Annotated in this window: 19 protein-coding genes and 1 pseudogene; 9 read left to right on the forward strand and 11 right to left on the reverse strand. The window is 59.3% G+C overall.

Annotated elements, in window-relative coordinates; genetic code table 11:
- The first annotated feature begins 35 nt into the window (after positions 1-35).
- On the forward strand, positions 36-521 hold the full coding sequence (locus ACS5Q8_RS08850) for a glutathione peroxidase (protein ID WP_276197186.1): 486 nt from the start codon (positions 36-38) through the stop codon (positions 519-521).
- Complete coding sequence (locus ACS5Q8_RS08855) at positions 518-982, forward strand: MarR family winged helix-turn-helix transcriptional regulator (protein ID WP_443694776.1); 465 nt, start codon at positions 518-520, stop codon at positions 980-982. Before ACS5Q8_RS08850 ends, ACS5Q8_RS08855 begins: the two co-directional genes overlap by 4 nt.
- On the opposite strand, the gene ACS5Q8_RS08860 is transcribed toward ACS5Q8_RS08855, so the two are convergent.
- Entirely contained in the window at positions 963-3,272 is a 2,310-nt protein-coding gene (locus ACS5Q8_RS08860) for a response regulator (RefSeq protein ID WP_443694777.1), read from the reverse strand. The genes ACS5Q8_RS08855 and ACS5Q8_RS08860 overlap by 20 nt on opposite strands.
- 170 nt (positions 3,273-3,442) lie before the next feature.
- Here ACS5Q8_RS08860 and ACS5Q8_RS08865 point away from each other — a divergent pair, with 170 nt between their 5' ends.
- A complete protein-coding gene (locus ACS5Q8_RS08865) occupies positions 3,443-4,333 on the forward strand; it encodes an ATP-binding protein (protein ID WP_253394336.1) in 891 nt (296 codons plus the stop codon).
- Positions 4,330-4,812 carry a GAF domain-containing protein gene (locus ACS5Q8_RS08870; RefSeq protein ID WP_247398444.1) on the forward strand — a complete coding sequence of 161 codons (483 nt, stop codon included), beginning with the start codon at positions 4,330-4,332 and terminating at the stop codon, positions 4,810-4,812. The genes ACS5Q8_RS08865 and ACS5Q8_RS08870 overlap by 4 nt, the downstream gene beginning before the upstream one ends.
- A 40-nt stretch (positions 4,813-4,852) precedes the next feature.
- Here the strand turns inward: ACS5Q8_RS08870 and ACS5Q8_RS08875 are convergent, their stop codons facing one another.
- The 4 genes and pseudogenes from ACS5Q8_RS08875 to ACS5Q8_RS08890 form a co-directional block, all read right to left on the reverse strand.
- Positions 4,853-8,488 carry a transporter substrate-binding domain-containing protein gene (locus ACS5Q8_RS08875; RefSeq protein WP_443694091.1) on the reverse strand — a complete coding sequence of 1,212 codons (3,636 nt, stop codon included), beginning with the start codon at positions 8,486-8,488 and terminating at the stop codon, positions 4,853-4,855.
- 8 nt (positions 8,489-8,496) lie between these two features.
- Positions 8,497-9,120, reverse strand: coding sequence for a response regulator transcription factor (locus tag ACS5Q8_RS08880; RefSeq protein WP_247398450.1), 624 nt, complete (start codon positions 9,118-9,120; stop codon positions 8,497-8,499).
- 249 nt (positions 9,121-9,369) lie between these two features.
- Entirely contained in the window at positions 9,370-9,762 is a 393-nt protein-coding gene (locus ACS5Q8_RS08885) for a response regulator (protein ID WP_276197191.1), read from the reverse strand.
- Between the two features lie 194 nt (positions 9,763-9,956).
- Positions 9,957-10,090, reverse strand: a pseudogene (locus ACS5Q8_RS08890) (hypothetical protein); the annotation flags it as partial.
- Positions 10,091-10,318: 228 nt separating this feature from the next.
- On the opposite strand from ACS5Q8_RS08890, the gene ACS5Q8_RS08895 reads away from it, so the two are divergent.
- Positions 10,319-11,671, forward strand: a complete 1,353-nt coding sequence (locus tag ACS5Q8_RS08895; protein ID WP_465160358.1) for a deoxyguanosinetriphosphate triphosphohydrolase — start codon at positions 10,319-10,321, stop codon at positions 11,669-11,671.
- A 167-nt stretch (positions 11,672-11,838) separates the two neighbouring features.
- Here the strand turns inward: ACS5Q8_RS08895 and ACS5Q8_RS08900 are convergent, their stop codons facing one another.
- From ACS5Q8_RS08900 to ACS5Q8_RS08915, 4 genes are all read right to left on the reverse strand, one after another.
- Positions 11,839-13,002, reverse strand: a complete 1,164-nt coding sequence (locus tag ACS5Q8_RS08900) for an EAL domain-containing protein (protein ID WP_276197192.1) — start codon at positions 13,000-13,002, stop codon at positions 11,839-11,841.
- Positions 13,003-13,093: 91 nt separating this feature from the next.
- Entirely contained in the window at positions 13,094-13,435 is a 342-nt protein-coding gene (locus ACS5Q8_RS08905) for a hypothetical protein (protein ID WP_247407241.1), read from the reverse strand.
- Positions 13,432-13,821 carry a phage holin family protein gene (locus tag ACS5Q8_RS08910; RefSeq protein WP_276197193.1) on the reverse strand — a complete coding sequence of 130 codons (390 nt, stop codon included), beginning with the start codon at positions 13,819-13,821 and terminating at the stop codon, positions 13,432-13,434. The genes ACS5Q8_RS08905 and ACS5Q8_RS08910 overlap by 4 nt, the downstream gene beginning before the upstream one ends.
- A 4-nt stretch (positions 13,822-13,825) precedes the next feature.
- Positions 13,826-14,140, reverse strand: coding sequence for an ElaB/YgaM/YqjD family protein (locus tag ACS5Q8_RS08915; RefSeq protein ID WP_276197194.1), 315 nt, complete (start codon positions 14,138-14,140; stop codon positions 13,826-13,828).
- Positions 14,141-14,486: 346 nt separating this feature from the next.
- Between ACS5Q8_RS08915 and ACS5Q8_RS08920 the strand changes: the two genes are divergently transcribed.
- Positions 14,487-15,695: an ammonium transporter gene (locus ACS5Q8_RS08920; RefSeq protein WP_465160084.1), complete on the forward strand. Its 1,209-nt coding sequence runs from the start codon at positions 14,487-14,489 to the stop codon at positions 15,693-15,695.
- On the opposite strand, the gene ACS5Q8_RS08925 is transcribed toward ACS5Q8_RS08920, so the two are convergent.
- A complete protein-coding gene (locus tag ACS5Q8_RS08925; protein ID WP_443697144.1) occupies positions 15,682-17,418 on the reverse strand; it encodes a cation:proton antiporter in 1,737 nt (578 codons plus the stop codon). The two genes, ACS5Q8_RS08920 and ACS5Q8_RS08925, sit on opposite strands and share 14 nt — an antisense overlap.
- A 145-nt stretch (positions 17,419-17,563) precedes the next feature.
- Between ACS5Q8_RS08925 and ACS5Q8_RS08930 the strand changes: the two genes are divergently transcribed.
- The 3 genes from ACS5Q8_RS08930 to ACS5Q8_RS08940 all read left to right on the forward strand — a co-directional run bounded on the left by ACS5Q8_RS08930 (position 17,564) and on the right by ACS5Q8_RS08940 (position 19,172).
- The gene (locus ACS5Q8_RS08930; protein WP_247397298.1) at positions 17,564-17,800 is read left to right on the forward strand and encodes a glutaredoxin family protein; all 237 of its coding nucleotides are present in this window, start codon (positions 17,564-17,566) and stop codon (positions 17,798-17,800) included.
- Positions 17,801-17,874: 74 nt separating this feature from the next.
- A complete protein-coding gene (locus tag ACS5Q8_RS08935) occupies positions 17,875-18,210 on the forward strand; it encodes a transcriptional regulator (protein ID WP_247397301.1) in 336 nt (111 codons plus the stop codon).
- A gap of 71 nt (positions 18,211-18,281) precedes the next feature.
- Positions 18,282-19,172 carry a pseudouridine synthase gene (locus ACS5Q8_RS08940; RefSeq protein WP_247397304.1) on the forward strand — a complete coding sequence of 297 codons (891 nt, stop codon included), beginning with the start codon at positions 18,282-18,284 and terminating at the stop codon, positions 19,170-19,172.
- A gap of 54 nt (positions 19,173-19,226) precedes the next feature.
- Here the strand turns inward: ACS5Q8_RS08940 and ACS5Q8_RS08945 are convergent, their stop codons facing one another.
- Positions 19,227-19,448, reverse strand: a complete 222-nt coding sequence (locus ACS5Q8_RS08945; RefSeq protein WP_247397306.1) for a YgdI/YgdR family lipoprotein — start codon at positions 19,446-19,448, stop codon at positions 19,227-19,229.
- Positions 19,449-19,454 lie beyond the last annotated feature (6 nt).

The following is a 19,454-nucleotide window of genomic DNA, read 5'->3' on the forward strand; positions in this document are numbered from 1 at the left end:
GTTTTCCCTTCTTTCCCCATATTCGAGGCATTGCCATGAGCGACAACCTGCTGAGCATCCCTTGCACCACCATCAAGGGTGAGCAAAAGACCTTGGCCGACTTCGCCGGCAAGGCCATTCTGGTGGTCAACACCGCCAGCAAATGTGGCTTCACCCCGCAGTACAAAGGCTTGGAGCAACTCTGGCAGCAGTACAAGGACCGGGGCCTGGTGGTGCTGGGGTTTCCGTGCAACCAGTTCGGCAAGCAGGAACCGGGCAACGAAGGTGCGATTTCCGAGTTCTGTGAGCTGAATTTCGGCGTCAGCTTTCCGTTGTTCAAGAAGATCGACGTCAATGGCAGCGCTGCCCACCCGCTGTTCGTGCAGTTGAAAAAGCAGGCCCCGGGTCTGCTGGGTTCCAAGGGCATCAAGTGGAACTTCACCAAGTTCCTCATTGGTCGCGACGGCTTGGTGGTCAAGCGCTTTGCGCCAACCACCAAGCCCCAGGAGTTGACCCAAGAGATCGAAGCCCTGCTCAAATGACCGACCTGCCCACCGTGTCTCTGGCCCTGGATAACCAGCTGTGTTTCAAGCTCTACGCCGCGTCGCGGGCGGTGACCCGCGCGTACAAACCAATGCTCGATCAGTTGGGCCTGACCTACCCGCAATACATAGTGATGCTGGTGTTGTGGGAATGGCACCACGCAACCCCGGACCAACCCACGGTCAAGGCCCTGGGCGAGCGCCTGATGCTCGATTCGGGCACGTTGACGCCGCTGCTCAAGCGCATGGAGCAGCTTGGGTTAGTGAGGCGCCAGCGCAGCGCGCAGGATGAGCGTGAAGTGCATTTGAGCCTGAGCCAAGCCGGTGTGCAACGGCGCGACCAGGCCCATCAATTGAAAACCCGCTTGCTGTGCGACAGCGGTGTCGACCTCAACCAGGCAGACGCCCTGCGCGAGGGCTTGGATCAATTGCTGGCGCAGATCAGAGACTTGTCGTCTTAGGCACCCACAGGTCCAGCAACGCGTTGAGTTCTTCGCGGCGAAACGGCTTGGCCAGGTAGTCATTCATCCCCGCTGCCCGGCAACGCTCGCGTTCTTCCGACAGCGCGTTGGCGGTCAAAGCCACAATGGGCAGGTCCGGCCAACGCCCGCTGCGACGAATCTGCCGACTGGCCTCATAGCCATCCATCACCGGCATGTTGCAGTCCATCAGCACCATGTCGAAGCGCTGTTCTTCGAGGAACTTGAGCGCTTCGCCACCATGGGCGGCGACGATCACTTCGCAGCCCAACTTGCTGAGCATGCCCTTGGCCACCAGTTGATTGACCGGGTTGTCCTCCACCAGCAGGATGCGTGCCCGGTGGGCGAGTGGCGCGGCGTCCAGCGGGATCGGATCTTGGATCAAGCGCGGATCGCTGCGCAGATTGCGTTGCAGGATCTGGTACAGCGCGTTGCGGCTCAAAGGGCGTGCCTGTTGCTGCAACGGCGCGAAGGCCGCGACTTCCTCGCTGGGCATGAAATTGCCATAGGCGGTCACCAGCAGGATCGGCGCCGTGATGGCCGGCCGCAGGCGAAACAGGCACTCCGGGCAATCTGTGATTAGCAAATCAGGGGTTTTTCCGCTCAAGTCCTCATCAAGAGAATAGCAATGCGGCGTCAGCCCCCAGTGAGGTAGCAGGGTGCTGAGCAGCTCCGTCAGGCCGTTGTCGCCGTTGGTGATTACAATGACTTCGCCCACCAACGGCGCGAGCCGGGTCGCGGGCAAATGGGCGGGCAGTGGCAGGTCGGCGCAGAACTGGCTGCCGAAGCCGACTTCGGAGCTGATGCTCAGCCGGCCGTGCATTGCTTCGCACAGGTTATGGGTCAACGCCAGACCCAGACCGGTGCCGCCAAACTGGCGGGTGATGCCCGCGCCGGCCTGTGTGAACGGCTGGAAGATCTTCACCTGCGCGTCCTGGGCAATGCCGATCCCGGTGTCGCACACTTCGACTTTCACTCGACCGTCCTGGGCGCTGAGGCGCACATCCACCCGACCGAAGCGCGTGAACTTCAAGGCGTTGGACAGCAGATTACTGACGATCTGTCGCACACGTGTCGGGTCGCCGAGCACCTGGGCCGGAAACTGCGGATCAATCAGGCACGTCAGTTCGACACTTGGCGCGGCGTTCTGCGACAACAGGTTGGCGGTGTCTTCCACCAGCGAGCCGAGGTCGAACGGGATGCGCTCCAGCTCCAACTGGCCCGCGTCGAACTTGGACAGGTCGAGGATATCGTTGAGCAGTTCCACCAGCACCTTGCCGGAATCATGGGCGATCGACAGTTGCTGGCGCTGTTCCGCGTTGAGCGGGCTGTCCAGCGACAGCGCGATCATGCCCAGCAACCCATTGAGTGGCGTGCGGATTTCGTGGCTCATATTGGCCAGGAACGCCGCCCGCGCTTGAGCCATGCCGAGGGCGGTCATTTTCGCCGCTTCCAGCTCATCGTTGGACTGACTCAAGCGTTGATTGCTGGCCTTGAGCTCCAGCGTGCGCGCCGAGACGATATCTTCCAGTTGCCCCAGGTATTCGGTGAGGCGGTCTTCGGCATGGCGGCGTTGCTGGATCTCGGTTTCCATGCTGTCGAATTGCTGGTTGGCAACGCTGACCAGCACGCCGATTTCATCGCGTTCATGCCCAGGCGGGCAATCCAGGCGTGTCTGTCTGCGCGTGCTCAGCTCGCGAATGATGCGCACCAGGGGTTGGGTCAGCATCACGTAGAACAGGCCCAGCAAGATGCCGCTCAGCAGCAGGCTGCGCGCAAACCCATTGAGCAGGGTTATCTCGGCGCGGCGCAGGAAGCGGCTGCCAAAAGCGTAGGTGTCTACGTCCAAGTGCAGTGCGCCAAGGGATTCGTTGGGCATATGGCTGAGAAACAGCCGGTCTTCGAACTGGCGGTTGGCGCCGAACAGGAAATCGCTGAGGGGCCGGTAGGGACTTTCCTTGCTCGGCCGTTCGACGTCGGCCAGCACCGTGCCGTTGTTGTCGGTCAACTGTGCGTGAATGATGGCGGGGGAGTGCAATAGGCCGAGGGTCAATTCCTGGGCCAGTTCGGCGTCGATGTTGTAGGCGATGCGCGACGCCGGGTTGTGGCTGATTTCAATCAGTGAACGAATTTCACGGTTGATGGACGCGTCTTCGCTGGCATAATCAATGCCTATCTGGATCAGGCTGAGCAAGGTTCCCAAGACGAGACCGACCAGCACAGTCGATCTGGCTTGTTTGTAAGACAAGCGGTGGGTGAACTTGATATTCATCGAGTGTTGAACCACTTCACGTTTCCCTTCGCCCGGCAAGCATAGTTGAACATCCACAAGCTCACGCTTGCCCGGCACGAATCGTCAGTTTTTTGGAGGGTAGCCCGGAGTGCTTAGCCACAGGGTTGCCAATACGCCATCTTTTACAAGAACTTGCCAGAGGAATAGTCGTGGATTCTCGATTGAATGCCTTTCTTGAGCGTGCCGACGCCGTACTCGCACGCCTGGAACCCTTGTTGCCCGCCCCACGCCAAGTCATTGACTGGAACCAGTGTCTCGCCGCCCGTTGGCAGCGCGAAGGCCGCAGCGGCTTCCTGTTGCCGCTGGAGGTCAGCCTGGATATGCGCCTGTCCGATCTGATCGGTGTGGACAAGCAGCGTGAAACATTGGCGCGCAACACCCAACAGTTCCTCGACGGCCTGCCCGCCAACCATGCGCTGCTGTGGGGCTCGCGCGGTACGGGGAAATCGTCCATGGTGCGTGCCTTGCTCGCCCAGCATGCCAGCGCCGGTTTGCGCCTGATTGAAATCGAACGCGATCACTTGGCCGATCTACCGCGAGTGGTCGAACAACTGCTCAAGCTGCCGCAGCGCTTCATCCTGTTCTGCGATGACCTGTCGTTCGAGGCCGGTGAAGGCGATTACCGTGTGCTCAAGAGCGTGCTGGACGGTTCCCTGGAACAGGCGCCGGAAAACGTGCTGCTGTATGCCACGTCCAACCGTCGTCACTTGGTGCCGGAAAACCAGAGCGACAATGACAACTGGAAGCGCGTGGATGGCGAGTTGCACCCCAGTGAGGCGGTGGAAGACAAGATCGCCTTGTCCGACCGTTTTGGCCTGTGGCTGTCGTTCTACCCGTTCACCCAGGAACATTTCCTCGACGTGGTGGAGCACTGGATCGGCGAGCTGGCGCGCAAGGCCGGCCTGCAGTGGCAGCGTGATGAAGCCCTCGATATTCTCGCCGTGCGCTGGGCCACCGGGCGTGGCAACCGCAACGGCCGTTGCGCGTATCAATTCGCCCGTTACTGGGTGGGCCTCAAATTGCTGGAGCGTCAACCATGATCGATTTGCAACAGGCCGGCACCGGCCTGGATGGGTATGCCATGTTGTGCGCGCAGTTGGAGTCGCTGCTGGCCGATGAGCGGGATTTCATCGCCAACAGCGCGCAGTTCTCTGCGTTTTTATTCAACCAGTTGGATGACCTGAACTGGGCCGGTTTCTACCTCAACCGTCATGAAGAGTTGGTGTTGGGGCCGTTTCAGGGCCAGATCGCATGTGTGCGCATTCCGTTCGGTCGTGGCGTGTGCGGCGCGGCGGCCGCGTCGCGCCAGACCCAGCGGGTGGAGGATGTGCATGCGTTCCCCGGGCATATCGCCTGTGACAGTGCGTCGAACAGCGAACTGGTGGTGCCGCTGGTCAAGGATGGCCAACTGATTGGCGTCCTTGACCTCGACAGTCCGTCGCTGGCCCGTTTTACCGCGCAGGACCAGGCCGGTATCGAGCAGTTGGCGGCAATTTTCCTGCGCTTGACCGACTGCTGATCGACCGTTGCGGGGGGCGAGCCGGCCGGTTCGCCCCTGCCTATCCTGGAGAACCCCGGCCGTTGAGTTGCATGTGCAGCAGGCGCTCCAGTTCCAGCATGCACTTTTCCAGGGTCTTGATGCCGGTTTCGATCACCGCCCGATCATCGTCGCGGGCGCAGGCCTGCTCCAGCGCTTCGCATTGCGCCGCCAGCACACCGGCCTGGACGATGCGCGCGGCGCCCTTGATCTTGTGGGCCTGCTCGATGATGTCCTGCGGTGAGGCCTGCTGGGCCCACAGCGTGACCAATATCTGGCGATCGTGACAACTGCTGCTCAGCAGTTCCTCAAGCAGCCGCCGACTCAGTTGTGGGTCGCCGCCCGTCAGCGCATCCAGGTTGCTGAGGTCTAGCCGCGAGCCGGACGGCTGGGGCGCGATCTGCGCCAGTTGCCGTTCCAGCGCTGTGAGGCTGATCGGTTTGAACAGGCAGTCGTTCATCCCGGCTTCGGCGCAGCGCAGTTTCTCTTCGGGCTGGGCATTGGCGGTAAACCCCAGCACCACGCAGGGTGTCAGCTGTTCCCGCTGTTCGTACTCGCGGATCGAGCGGCTCAACTCGTAGCCGTTCATGATGGGCATGTTGCAGTCGGCGATCACCAGGTCGAAGCGCGCCTGGCGCCAGGCCTGGAACCCGGCGGCACCATGCTGGGCAGCGGTGAACTGGTGGCCCAGGTAACCTAGCTGCTGGCACATCAGCAGGCGATTCGCCGGATGATCATCCACCACCAGCACGTTGAGCACCGGCGCCGGTGCGGGCGCGGCCGGCTTGGGTTCGTCCGCGGCCTGGATGGGCTGCAGGCAGTTCATCTTCAGGCTGACATGCACCTGGGTGCCGACCATGGGCACGCTGCTCAGGCTGAGTTGCCCGCCCATCATCGCGCACAGGCTGCGGCAGATCACCAGCCCCAGGCCCGCGCCGCTGCGGGCCAGGTGCCCGGAATTATCGGCCTGGGCAAAGGGTTCGAACAGGCGCAACTGGTCGTCGCGGCTGATACCGATCCCCGTGTCTTCAACCACCAGCTTCATTTCGACCTGCTGCGGCAATTCGGTGGCTTGCACCTGCACCTTGATCTTCACCTGCCCGCGCTCGGTGAACTTGATCGCATTGCTCACCAGGTTGGACAGCACCTGCTTGAAGCGCAGCGGGTCGATCAGCACATCGGTGTCATCGAGCTCAGGCTGGAACTCCAACAGCAAACTGAGGGTTTTCTGGCGCGCCAGGCCGTCGAATACCCGCACCACCGACTCAATCACTTCCCGCAGGTTCACGCGTTCCGGTGCGAGGCTCAGGCGACCGGATTCGATCCGTGCAATGTCCAGGATATCGCCGATCAGCTCCAGCAGGTCCTTGGCAGAGTGGTAGGCCACTTCGATCGCCGGACGGTCAAGGTGTCCCTGGTCAGCGCGCTTGAGGGTCAGCTCCAGCATGCCGATCACCGCATTCATGGGCGTGCGGATTTCGTGGCTCATGGTCGCAAGGAAGGTGCTCTTGGCGCGGTTGGCTTCGTCGGCACGCTCCTTGGCGGCCCGCAGCTCATCGAACAACTGGCGTCGTTCGCTGATGTCGATCCAGCCGCCGATGACGCCTTGGACTTCGCCGGTGGAGTCGCGGTAGGGCAGTATCCAGTGGTAGATCGTCAGTTTTTTGCCATTGATCAGCAGGGTGCGATCTAGGATCAGCGGGTTGCCCTCGGCGACCACACGCAGATAGTCGGCGTGATACTGAGCCGCTTCGGTTTCCAGGGCCGTGCTCATCTGCATCGCACTTTTGCCGATGACCTCTTCGCGCTTGACGCCGAACACTTGCAGGTAGCTGTCGTTGCAGGTCTGCAGCAGGCCATCGCGGTCGCGCACGTAGATCGGGTGCGGGGTTTCATTGACCAGCGCGCGCATGAATTCGAACTGGTCGTTGAGGGCGCGTTCGGCCATCTTGCGGTGTTTGATCTCCCTGCGCATGTACGCGTTCCAGGTCAGGGAAATCAGCAGCAGCAGGCCGGTGACGATGATGATCTGGGCAATCAGGTGGTGGTAATTGCGCCAGTAGCTGTCGGAGGCGGCGGTGTAGCCTCGCCAGCGGCTGTTGATCACACCGAGTTCATCGGGGGCGATGCTGAGCAGTGCCTTGTCCAGGATCGAGCTCAACTCGGTGGCGCGCCGTGACGTGGCCAGCGCGAAGGTCGCGGGGAGGGTGCCGATGCTGCTGCTGATCTGCAGTTTGTCCTGAAACACTTGGGAGGACAGGAAATAGTTGGCGATCACCAGCGAATTCACTGCGCCTTCCACGTGCCCTTGGGCCAGCAGTTCCGAGGCCTTGAAGGTGTCGCTGGTTTCCACCAAGTGAACGTGCGGGAACTCCTTGCGCAGAATGGTTTCCAGGGGGTTGCCTTGGGTGATCGCCAGGCGCTTACCTGCCATCTGTTCAAGATTCGATGGCGCGCCGGGCTCTTTGCGCGTCAGCAGTACGTAGGAGTTTTCCAGATAGGGACGACTGAAGTTCAGTTGAGCTTCCCGTTCCGTGCTGGGAATGATGGCGCCGATGAGATCGGTTTTGCCGGCGTCGACTTGCTCGATCATCGCGTTGACATCACGCGCGCGCTGGACCTCGAAGCGCAACCCGGTGCGCAGGCGGATCAGCTCCAGGAGGTCGGCCGTGATACCGCGGAAGTTGCCGTCGGCATCGAAGAAGGTCAATGGCGCGAAGGTTTCGTTGGCGATCACCCTGACCACCGGGTGCGCCTTCAGCCAGCGCTCCTCGCGTTGCGTCAGTTGCAGTTTTTGCGCAGTGAGCAGGATATCGCTGCCCGCACTCCAGCGTTTGGCAATGCTGTCCTGCTCATTGGTCGGCACTGCCGCCAGCACGGCGTTGAGGATGCTCAAGAGGGTGTGCTGGTCCTGGCGCACGGCGAAGCTGAAGCCATAGGCCTCGTGCTTGCCGAAGTTGGCCATGCGGATATTTTTCAGGTAGCCCTTGTTGATCATGTAGTGGGTGGAAATGGTGTCGCCAAGAAACACGTCCGCCTGGTCGAACGCCACCGCATTCAGGGCGTTCTGATAAGACGGGTAGGCGCGAATCATCGCTTCGGGATACAACTTCTCGACTTCGCCCAGGGGCAGGTAGTGATAGACCAGGCTCAGACGCAGCCCCGCCAGGCCGTCACTGAGGCTGCGGGTTTCACCTTCGCGCGTCACCAGCACTGGCTGGTCCACGGCATACGGTGCTGAAAGGGTGAGCAGCGGGTTGGCGGCCTCAAAGCCATTGGACGAGCCCAACAGGTCTATTTCACCGGCTTCGAGCGCCTGGATGGACGCTTCCCGGTTGGGGTAGCGCAGCACTCTGACCGGTAACGCCAGCGCCTTGGCCAACAGCCCGGCGTAATCGGCGGTGAGCCCCTCATAGTCGCGTCCGCTGGACGTGAGGTCGAAGGGCGGGTAGTCGGGAGCCGCAGTGCCGAGCACCAGTTCGCGTTTGTTCTGCAGCCACTGGCGTTGCGTCTTGTCGAGTTGAGTGTCCAGTTGAACGGCGCCTGCGCGGCTCAATAAGGTGAAGTGTTCCGGTTCCGTTTGAACAGCGAGCACAGAGGTGCTCAAGCACACGCCTGCGCTCAATATGATCAGATAGTCCTTTATACGCCTGGGCATCCGCTTTCTCACACTAGCGCGTTTCGTTTTGCCAACTCGATAAGTTCTACCAAGGACTTGGCTTTGAGTTTTTGCATAAGCCTCTTTTTATAGGTGCTGACCGTTTTGTTACTGAGAAACATACCCTTTGCAATTTCCTTGTTGGTGCGACCTTGTGCAAAAAGTTGCAAAACCATTAACTCACGGTCATTCACTGCCTTAAATAATTCCAGTTCCTGGGAGTTGCCTTCCGGGCCGCCGGCATTCAATGCCTGGCTGGGGAAGTAGTTGTAGCCGGATAATACCGCGCGTATCGCACTCAGCAGTTCACTCAGGTCGCCCTCCTTGCACACATAGCCATCGGCGCCCGAGCGCATGCAGCGTGTGGCGAACAGCGTTGGACATTGAGCCGTCAGAATGAGGGTTTTCATCGATGTGTTCATTGCGTTAAAACGGCACAGCACTTCGAGGCCATCAAGTTTCGGAATACTGATATCCAAAATGATCAAGTCTGGAAGGCATTCGCGAACCATTTGTATCGCATCACAACCATTATCCGTTTCGCCGACGACTTTATAGCCTTCGTGTTCCAACAACATTCGAATCGCCAACCTGATAACAGGATGGTCGTCAATGATGAAAACTGTGTTCATAATTACATTCCATGCAAGTGCAAATAAAGCGGGCACATTAGCTCAGAAGGCGAGGGGGTAGCATGAAGGTCAGGGGGTGTAAGTACAGAACAGGAAAATTCCTACATCAAAAAAAGTATTGCCTTACGATCTATCAAGGCTTTGTGGGCGTTTGTGTCAGAATTCGGTCTGCAGCGAGGAACACGACCTCTGTCCACGTTTTAGGCGCTTTTTCTGGTAAGTTTTTCCTATAGGTGGGTGTTTAAATTCCTACATGTTTAGCGGGTTTATCAGTGTCATTAATTCGTCCCGGTTTAATGGTTTTGATAAATAGCCAAGTAACGGTAAGTTGCGTTTTAATGCTTGAGCCTTCAGATTCGCCAGTTCGAGTAGGGGCAGCCCGCTCAGCAAGATAGCCCCTGCGATAAAACCTCGACGACTGGCGATCTCGACTAACTCAAGCCCGGGCAGATCAGGCAGGCATTGGTCGCACAGCATGAGGTCGAAGGGCCGCTCAGACTGGATCATCAACCGGATCGCCTGTTCGGCGTTTTCCGCCAGTGTCAGGTGCTCGAAGCCGAAGCTGTTGAGCAGACACCGGGTTGCCAGGAGCTGAAAGGGGTGATCCTCCACCAGCAGGATGCGAAGGCAATTCTTGAACATAGGAAGGGCACACGGTAAGTCAAGCGGCGATTGGGCGGGGCGTAGGAAGGTGCCCCATGCCCTTTAAGAGCGTGCGTGATTATTCATCGGGTGTTTGTACTGATTCGATCAGGCCGCTCTGTTCCCCTCGTAGGTAGATTCTGTTCAGGGAACAGGCCGCTGGATCAGTCATCTATTGCGGGCTGGAACGCCCGGTCGATTAGTGCGTAGCAGATGTCGTCCGCAGCCTCCATCAAGTGCACCGAGGGGGGGCGCGGGCTCAGCGTTGTTCTTCCCGTTGCGGCAGACCGAGATTGTGGGCGATCTGCTCAAGGATCGGCAATCCACTACATGCAACTAAGCAATTAGTTTGGATTTTCTAATACAATTTTGGTTTGTGTCATGTGTGGCGTGGTTGAGTACTTCGCGCTGTCACAATATTACAATGCTGGGTTCTTAGAGTTGCGATCACTTTAGCTCGATTTTTTAGACTGAATTTTTATGGTTGGTTGAATTTTTGCTATTTGCGGAAGATAACTATAGTGTTGGAGTTTTTGCGGGGGGTTCTATGGGAAGCATGAGCTGGGACAGGTTGCTGAATAATACTCGCCTTGGTGGTCGGCCTCCTAAATCTGAGCTAGGCCGCTCACCTTTCCACTCAGACCATGACAAGGTCATCTTCTCCGGGGCTTTCAGGCGCCTTGCAAGAAAGACACAGGTTCATCCTCTCGCCACTAATGACCATGTTCATAATCGCCTCACACATAGCTTGGAAGTCGCTTGTGTCGGTCGGACGCTGGGCGTGAGAGTGGGCCAAGAACTTCTAAATGAAAGACTTATCCCTGAGCAACATTCAGCTTCTGATATTGGTGATATTGTCCAAACTGCTTGCCTGGCTCATGACATTGGCAATCCTCCCTTTGGACATACTGGTGAAGAAGCTATTCGTCACTGGTTCTCCAATGATGTCGGGGCAAAGATGATTGAGCAGTTGCCATTCCATGAGGCTACTGACTTGCGCAGGTTTGAAGGTAATGCCCAAGGCTTCAGGGTTTTAACGACCTCGGAATATCATCCCAATGAAGGGGGAATGCGTCTGACCTATGCGTCACTCGGGGCTTTCATTAAGTATCCTTGGCTGGCGGGTGATGCTGTTAACTTGCAAAGGCCTATCCAGAACAAATATGGTATTTACCGCTCTGAGTTGGAGTTGTTCAATGAAGTGGCCGATGCGACTGGTTTGATAAAGTTGGGTGAAAGTTGGCGGTGCCGCCATCCTCTGGCTAACTTGATGGAGGTCTCTGATGACTTCTGTTACGCCATTCTTGACTTAGAAGATGGTGTGGAAATGGGGATACTTGAGTGGGATAAGGTCTTTGAAATCTTGTGCCTTGTCCTTGGTGACCACCAGAAGGATCAGCTTGTCAAAGAAATCCAGGGCATGAAGGTTGGCCGAAGACTCTCTATGGTGCGTGGAAAAGTCATTTCAGCTTTTGTAGATGCCGGCGCGACAGCGTTCATGAACAACCACAACGAAATCATGAATGGCAAGGTGTTAGGCATCTTGGATCTTTGCGATAAGAACGTGCGTGACTGTGTCACCGCCGCCAAAGGTCTTGCTCGTGATGAAATCTTCCAACATCCACGGAAAGTTGAGTTGGAAATTGGAGCTTATAGCACGATCTCTACGTTGCTTAGCGTTATCTGCTCTGCTGCTTTGGATTACGTCAAAAAGGGCGGTGTAGCTGATTCTAAGACTAGAAGGGTGGCTGAGCTTATTGGCCTGGATTTGAAAGCGCTAGATGATAATGTTGGCGTGTCAAAAGAGTACGGCGCAATTATGCAGGTTTTGGATTACGTGAGTGGTATGACGGATAACTATGCTATCCACTTGGCTCGCCAATTCAGTGGAATGGGTGGGGAGCGTTGAGGTGTGAGTACTGATCTATTTATTTTGTTATCGCTATCTAGCGGTGGAACGTGCCGGAGAAAATGATGCGGTCGTGGTCCTTGTGAAACGGGCTACGGCTTAACGCTTCTCTGTGCGGAATGACCCGCCCAGCTTCCCGGTGCCGGGTGGGCGGGGCAAGCGAAAATCTACAGGCCGACCGCGTCGATATCGATTAACAGCAAGCGCTGGCCGTTATCGAAAAATTGTCCGGCGGTCAGGCAATACTGGTTGGTGGTGGCATCGCGGTAGGTTGAAGACAGCGTCAGGCGACGCTCATCCCAGCCTTCGGCCAGCAGATGGTAGAAGTATGGGCGCCATGACCAGTTGTGGCCTAGGTAGCGGCTGTCAGCTTGCCAGGCATCCTGGCGCCATTCGAAGTTGGGGGTCAGTTGGGTGCCGTGCCGGTCGCACTGGTAGAAGCGCAGCAGCCAGGGAAAATCCGGTAATTGCGGCAAATCGCTTAGCGGTGCCTGGCCCTGGGCCCAGGTCTGGAGGATTTTCATCAGTTCGGTCAATTGCTGGCGCAGCTGCATGACGCGTCCGCGTTCGGCGAGTTTTTTCTGCACGTAGGTGCTACGCAGTTGGGCAAAGCGCGGCACGAAAGCATCGGTGGCGAACCAGTCCAATTGCGCCTGGGCAAACAGATAACCCTGCACGTACCGCGAGCCGCACTCCAGCGCAAAGCTCAACTGCGCCTCGGTTTCCACGCCTTCGGCAATGATCCAGCAGCCGGTTTTTTCCGCCATTTGCGCCAGTGCCCGCACGACCTCACTGCTGGGGCCACCTTTTGCAGCTTCCTGAAACAGGCGCATGTCCAGCTTGAGAATGTCCGGCTGCAACGCCAGTACGCGATCGAGTTGCGAATAGCCGGCGCCGAAGTCATCGATGGCGATGCGTGCGCCGGCCTCGCGATAGCGCGCCACCACGTCGGCCAGGCGTTGGATATCGCCGCCCAGTTCGGTGATCTCGAACACGATGCGCTGTGGGTCGACGCCGTGGGCCTGCACTTGTTGCAGGCTGGGCAAGGCTTGGCCGGCACGCAGGCGATTGATCCAGCGCGGCGAGATGTTCAGGCTCAGAAACCAGTCCTGCGGCGCCTCGTGCAGACGACTCAAGGCGTCGTCGCGGATCTGCCGATCCAGGCGGCGCAAGGCCACGCCTGGGGTGCGCGGGTCAGCGAACAACGGGCCCACGGACAGCAGGCGGCCGTCAGCCTGGCGCAGGCGGCCTAGGGCTTCGACGCCGGCAATGCGCCCGGTGGCGGTGTCAATGAATGGCTGGAAGCAGGCGAGCGGTTGCCCGTCGATCACGGGGCCTCCTTAAAACGTTGGTAAGAAAAGGCCCGGCCTTCGCTGACGAGGGCCGGACCGATGGTGTTTGCAAGAATGCAGCCAGCAGGCCTCAACCTTTGCGTGAGGCGCCCTGCATGGCCAATTTGATCAGCGGGATCAAGCCGGCGCCCAGCCGCACCAGGCGGGTCAGACTGCTGATACTACCGCCCTTGGCGCCCTTGCCAGTGAAAAAACCTATCAGCGTCACTGCCGCCACGCCCCACAGCGGCGCGTGCTTGATACCCAGGCTGTCCTGCCAGTTCTGGCCCATGTTGCGCACTTTGTGCAGGGGCGCCATCAGTTGCTGGGACTCATGGCGGATTTCCTGACGGTGCATTTCCATGCGCAGGCGGATCAGCGCCTTGCGCATTTCCTGGCGCGAGTGGGTGTGCGGGAATTCAGTCAGGCTCATGGCAGCAGGCGCTCCCGGTCATTGGCCAGCTCTTCGAGCGTGGCGTGGAACGGCGTGGATTCATCGAACACCGCCGCCTTCAAGCGCACACCGCAGAACACAGCGGCCAGGGTATAGAACACACAGAGGCAGATGATTCCGGTCAGGCGGTAGCCAGTGTCCCATACCAGAATCATCACCAACGTCGACAACCCCACCAGCAACAGCAGGGCAAACACCAAGGCCAGCCCGGCAAACAGCAGCAGGCTGACGGTGCGGGCCTTCTGCTCCTGCAACTCGATGCCGAACAGTTCGACATGGCTGTGCAGCAAGCCCAGTACGGCTGCGCCCAGGCGTCGGGACGTTGAACTTGGGCCCGTGGACGAGCCGGATTCGCCGATAGACATAGGATTAGCGCCTTGTAGCAAGCAGGCCGATCAAAAAGCCCACGCCAGCGGCAATGCCCACCGACTGCCAAGGGTTGGCCTGCACATAATCTTCGGTCGCGGTGACGGCTGCCTGACTGCGGTCGCGCAAGGAATCTTCGGTCAGTTGCAGGGTTTCACGGGCCTTGAGCAGGCTGTCGTGGATCTTGGCGCGCAGCTCGTCGGCCTGGTCGCCGGCCAGGATGGCGGTGTCGTCCAGCAACTTTTCGGTGTCACTGACCAGGGTCTGAAAATCCGCCATCAGTATTTCTTGAGCAGTCTGTGCTGTTTTGCCGGCCATGGTTATCTCCGTGAGTGGCTGATCGGTACGTGTGGTTTCGAGTCACCGGCATCGGTGAAGGTTCATTGCAATTGTCTGGTACAGCTTTTGCTTTGCCTTGGTGCGCAGGCCCCGAGGCCTGCGCTGAATCTGGGCGGTTGGGCCGCAAGCCGGTGAAAACCTTACCCTATATAACTGAAACTCGCGGAAAAACCCTGTCGGGAATGGCCGTCTGTGCTGATCGCTGCGCTAAAGCGGTTCACGCCCTCTGAAGAGGGGTGGGACCGGTGGTGCCAATTTAGTGCGCGAAACGCTGGCTTGAACCGCTTTGGTGCTTTTTGCCTTTATCGCAGGCCTGCCAACCTCCATGGAAAATCTGCAAAGTGCAGTGGACACCCTCGTCCACAGTTCTAACACCCTATTTATTCTGATCGGTGCGGTCATGGTCCTCGCCATGCACGCCGGCTTTGCCTTCCTCGAAGTCGGCACCGTGCGCCAGAAGAACCAAGTCAACGCCCTGTCGAAAATCCTCAGTGACTTCGCGATCTCCACCCTGGCCTATTTCTTTATAGGCTATTGGATCTCTTATGGCGTGAGCTTCATGCGACCGGCGGCGGTGATCAGTGCCGATCACGGTTACGGCCTGGTGAAGTTTTTCTTCCTGTTGACCTTTGCCGCGGCGATTCCGGCGATTATTTCCGGGGGCATTGCCGAGCGTGCACGATTTGTTCCGCAACTGTGCGCTACCGCGCTGATCGTGGCGTTTATCTACCCGTTTTTCGAAGGCCTGGTGTGGAACGGCAATTTCGGCGTGCAGGCCTGGTTGCTCGCGACCTTCGGTGCCAGCTTCCATGACTTCGCCGGTTCCGTGGTGGTACATGCCATGGGCGGCTGGCTGGCGTTGGCGGCGGTGCTGTTGCTCGGACCACGTAACGGGCGTTATCGCGAAGGTCGCCTGGTGGCCTTTGCGCCGTCGAGCATTCCGTTCCTGGCGCTGGGTTCGTGGATTCTGATTGTCGGCTGGTTCGGCTTTAACGTGATGAGCGCGCAGACCCTGAATGGCGTCAGCGGCCTGGTGGCGGTTAATTCGTTGATGGCCATGGTCGGCGGCACAGTCGCGGCGCTGGTGATTGGCCGCAATGACCCGGGTTTTCTGCATAACGGCCCGCTGGCCGGGCTGGTGGCGATCTGTGCCGGCTCCGATCTGATGCATCCGGTGGGTGCATTGGTCACGGGCGTTGTCGCCGGCGGCCTGTTTGTGTGGTGCTTCATTGCTGCCCAGGATCGTTGGAAGATCGACGACGTGCTGGGTGTCTGGCCGCTGCATGGCCTGTGTGGCGTGTGGGGCGGGATTGCCTGTGGCATCTTCGGCCAGACCGCCCTTGGCGGGTTGGGCGGGGTCAGCCTGATCAGTCAATTGATCGGCACCGCGTTGGGTGTGGGTGTGGCGTTTGCCGGCGGCCTGCTGGTGTACGGCGTGATCAAGCGCGTACACGGGCTGCGCCTGAGCCAGGAAGAGGAGTACTACGGCGCGGACCTGTCGATCCATAAGATCGGTGCGATCAGTCAGGATTGATCGGCGCCTCTTCGTCAGGGGTCGCCCGCGGGTAAAAGCCGTGTAGCAGACGGTAGCGGTTATGCCGCACGTCATCGACCCGCGCTTGCACCTGCTGGTCTGGTATGCCCAGCAGGATCAGGGCGTGGGAGGCGAGCATCAGGCTCGACTCCAGAAGTTCGGGCACCACTTCGCTGGCGCCCGCGGCTTTCAGCTCGGCCAATTGGCTGTCGTCGCGTGTGCGCACCAGGATCGGTACGTCGGCGTTGATCCGGCGGGCCTCCTTCAGTACCACGAGAGCGACCTCCGTGTTATCCACGGCAATCACCACCAGGCGCGCACGTTCCAGGCCGACCGCACTGAGCAGGGCGCCACGACGGCAGTCGCCATAATGCACGCTGCTGTCTTCGGTGGCGGCTTCTTGCACCCGTTCCGGGTTGTCATCCAGTGCAATAAACGCCTGTTGTTCACGGTGCAGAAAGCGCCCGATCGATTGCCCGACGCGGCCATAACCGCAGATCACCGCATGATCACGTAACTCAGCGTTGAGCGCGGTGATGGCTTCGAGTTGCACCTGTTGGTTGGGCTTGCGGTGCAGGCGCAGGGCAATGCTCGGAGCCGCCCGCAGTAACAGCGGGGTCAGCAGCATCGAGCAGAATGTGGCGGCCAGCAGCAACCCGTTGAGCTCATCTGGTATCAGCCGGCTCTGCTGCATCTGCGCCATCAGCGCAAAACAGAACTCGCCGCCCTGGGCCAGGGCCAGGCCGCTGCGCCAGGCAGTTTCTCGGTCGCTGCCGCGCAGTTTGACCAGTGCCGCGACCACGCAGCCCTTGGTCAGCATCAGCGTTAGGGTCAGGCCGAGGATCAGCAGGCTGTGGCTGATGAACAATTGCAGGTCGATGAGCATGCCGATGCTGACGAAAAACAGCCCCAGCAGAATGTCGCGAAACGGTCGGATATCTGCTTCGATCTGATGCCGGTAATGGCTTTCCCCCAGCAGCATGCCGGCCAGGAACGCGCCAAGCGCGGGGGAGAGGCCCAGCAGGTGAGTGAGCCAGGCGGTCAGCAACACAATCACCAGCGCCAGCAGCACAAACAGCTCGGCCGAATGGGAGGCGGCGACTTCACGGAACAAACGCGGCAATAACCAGCGGGCGGCGAGCAGCAGGCCGACGAACAACAACAGCGTCTTGCCCAGCGTCAACGGCAGGGCCCAATACCAGGCCTGCTCGCTGCTGCCGGCGAACACCGGGACCAGGGTCAGCAGCAACACCGCGACCACATCCTGGAACAGCAGCACCCCAATCGCGTTCTGGCCATGGCTGCTGAAGATTTCCCCGAGGCTGCCCAGCTCTTTGCTGACGATGGCCGTGGACGACAACGCCAGCCCCGCACCGAGCAGCAGGGCGATGTTCGGCGACACGCCAAAGGCCATCAGCAGGCCCCCCAGCAGCACCCCGCACCCCAGCACCTGCAGGCTGCCCAGGCCAAACACCACGCGGCGCAGGGCGAACATTTTGCTCAGCGAGAACTCCAGGCCCAGGGAAAACAGCAGGAACACCACGCCCAGTTCGGCGAGGTCGGGCAGGTCTTCGCTGTCATTCACCCAGTCGAGGGCGGTCGGCCCGACTGCCAGGCCCACGCACAGGTAGCCCAGCACGGGCGGCAATTGCAGCCGGCGAAACAGCGCAATCACCACCAGGGATGAGGCCAGAATGATCAGCAGGTTGGCGAACACAAGCATCTCCGTTGTAGGGGGGCGGACAAAAAGCCGCGAGAGTCGCTGAATCAGTTATAGGACGTGGTGACCTGGGTCAGGGTTTATCGGCTCGCCAGCGCTATTGAGTCGGCCTAAAATGGGCGCCTATTCCTGATCAGGTTCTATCGTCATGCCTCCTGAATGCCAGTTGTTCACTACTCTGGGCTGCCATCTGTGTGAGCTCGCCGAAGAAGAAATCATGCCGTTGGTCGAACATGGGTTGATGGTGGAACTGGTGGATATCGCCGATTCCGAAGCCCTGTTCGAAGCCTACGGCCTAACGATTCCGGTGCTGCGCCGGGTAGACACGGGGGCTGAACTGGCTTGGCCGTTCGACACCGAGCAAGTCGTGTCCTTCCTACTCTAGCGCTTGGGCGATGGCAGCTTTCTCAATATTGGGTTACTGTATGTTTGTACAGCGATTGAATAGAGGGAACGCCCGTGGTGAATGTTGAACAACTGAAAAGCAGCGTTAATCGCATGTCCGCCGATGTCGTGCGCGACGCGGTGAACGAGCTGCGCCTCGATGGCCTGGTCACGGAAGGCAAGACGCCGTTTAACAAAGTGCATTTCAATACCTGCTTTGCCGAGATCGAGGCGCTGTTCCAGCGCGCCGGTTATCACAGGCAGTTGGATGTGGTGGGTTACCAGGGCTTGCTGTACGCGCTGTATGATCCGGGCCGTTGGGAAGCGGTGGACGTATTGCGCTGGCTCAAGGAATTTACCGACGCCGCCAGTGCTTCGCCGATCCTGCGGGCACAATTGGCCAAGGCCTGAGATCCGCCCTAGGCTCAATCCCGCTCCATGCGGGATAATGCCGGCCTGTTTCCCAGGCTTCGAGCATCTGCATGTCCACTTCCGGTTTTTCTGCGTCCCAGCATCAAGCCAGCACCTTGTACTTGCCGCCTGGCCCTTGGGCGACGGTGCTCGATTGCCTGTGCGAGCATTTCCCGGCGATCGGCCGCGCGCAGTGGCTGGACCGCATCGCCCGTGGCCGCGTGCTGGATCTGCAGGGCAGTCCGATCCGCCTGGACCTGGCCTACAAGGAAGGCCTGTGCATCTACTACTTCCGCGAAGTGCCGAACGAAAAAGTCATCCCGGTGCAGGAAACCATCCTGTACGCCGACGAGCACCTGGTGGTGGCGGACAAACCGCACTTTCTGCCCGTCACCCCAGCCGGTGAGTACGTCGAGCAAACCCTGTTGCGCCGCCTTATTCGCCGCCTGGACAACCCGTCCCTGGTGCCCCTGCACCGCATCGACCGGCACACGGCGGGGCTGGTGCTGTTCTCGGCTAACCCGCGAAGCCGCTCGGCCTATCAGCAGTTATTTCCCACTCGCAAAATCGACAAATTCTACGAGGCTATCGCCCCAGCCTTGTCGAACCTGACCTTCCCCCTGGTCCATAAAAGCCGCCTGGTGGATGGCGAGCCATTCTTTCGCATGCAGGAAGGGCCAGGCACCAGCAACACCGAAACGGCCGTGGAAGTGCGCGAAACCCACGGCGATTTATGGCGCTATGGCCTGTTCCCCGTGACCGGTAAGAAGCACCAGTTGCGGGTACACATGACGGCCCTCGGGGCGAGTATCTGCAATGATCCGTTCTACCCCGACGTAATCAAGGATGCCGTTGACGACTACGCCAATCCCTTGAAGCTGCTCGCCCAAGGCGTGCGTTTTATCGATCCGGTAACGGGTGAAGAACGCAGTTTCCGCAGCCAAATCACCCTCGACTGGTAACCCCGGAAACGACAAGGCCCGCGCGAGGCGGGCCTTGTGTGCAAGCGTTGCGGCTTACAGGTCTTTAACGGTACGCACTTGATCTTTGTTGATGCGGGTACGCTTGCCGTCAAGCTGTTCGAATTCGTAGAAGCCCGAAGCCTTGTCGAATTGTGGGGTGTCGACAGCCTGGATTTCGCGACCGTCATTCAGGGTGATCACTGTTGGCGAGGCGCAACCGGCAAGGGTAGCGAGGCCCAGTGCAAGCATGAGAGCGGCGATGGTCCGTTGAGTCATGAGTGT

It is taken from the genome of Pseudomonas sp. PAMC25584 (assembly GCF_058135675.1).

Coding starts and splice junctions, on each gene's coding strand:
- ACS5Q8_RS08925 (WP_443697144.1), bottom strand. CDS start 17,418: ATGCTTGTGTTCGCCAACCTGCTGATCATTCTGGCCTCATCCCTGGTG.
- ACS5Q8_RS08880 (WP_247398450.1), bottom strand. CDS start 9,120: ATGAACACAGTTTTCATCATTGACGACCATCCTGTTATCAGGTTGGCG.
- ACS5Q8_RS08895 (WP_465160358.1), top strand. CDS start 10,319: ATGAGCTGGGACAGGTTGCTGAATAATACTCGCCTTGGTGGTCGGCCT.
- ACS5Q8_RS08930 (WP_247397298.1), top strand. CDS start 17,564: ATGCCTCCTGAATGCCAGTTGTTCACTACTCTGGGCTGCCATCTGTGT.
- ACS5Q8_RS08940 (WP_247397304.1), top strand. CDS start 18,282: ATGTCCACTTCCGGTTTTTCTGCGTCCCAGCATCAAGCCAGCACCTTG.
- ACS5Q8_RS08860 (WP_443694777.1), bottom strand. CDS start 3,272: ATGAATATCAAGTTCACCCACCGCTTGTCTTACAAACAAGCCAGATCG.
- ACS5Q8_RS08920 (WP_465160084.1), top strand. CDS start 14,487: ATGGAAAATCTGCAAAGTGCAGTGGACACCCTCGTCCACAGTTCTAAC.
- ACS5Q8_RS08870 (WP_247398444.1), top strand. CDS start 4,330: ATGATCGATTTGCAACAGGCCGGCACCGGCCTGGATGGGTATGCCATG.
- ACS5Q8_RS08855 (WP_443694776.1), top strand. CDS start 518: ATGACCGACCTGCCCACCGTGTCTCTGGCCCTGGATAACCAGCTGTGT.
- ACS5Q8_RS08910 (WP_276197193.1), bottom strand. CDS start 13,821: ATGTCTATCGGCGAATCCGGCTCGTCCACGGGCCCAAGTTCAACGTCC.
- ACS5Q8_RS08915 (WP_276197194.1), bottom strand. CDS start 14,140: ATGGCCGGCAAAACAGCACAGACTGCTCAAGAAATACTGATGGCGGAT.
- ACS5Q8_RS08945 (WP_247397306.1), bottom strand. CDS start 19,448: ATGACTCAACGGACCATCGCCGCTCTCATGCTTGCACTGGGCCTCGCT.
- ACS5Q8_RS08885 (WP_276197191.1), bottom strand. CDS start 9,762: ATGTTCAAGAATTGCCTTCGCATCCTGCTGGTGGAGGATCACCCCTTT.
- ACS5Q8_RS08850 (WP_276197186.1), top strand. CDS start 36: ATGAGCGACAACCTGCTGAGCATCCCTTGCACCACCATCAAGGGTGAG.
- ACS5Q8_RS08875 (WP_443694091.1), bottom strand. CDS start 8,488: ATGCCCAGGCGTATAAAGGACTATCTGATCATATTGAGCGCAGGCGTG.
- ACS5Q8_RS08905 (WP_247407241.1), bottom strand. CDS start 13,435: ATGAGCCTGACTGAATTCCCGCACACCCACTCGCGCCAGGAAATGCGC.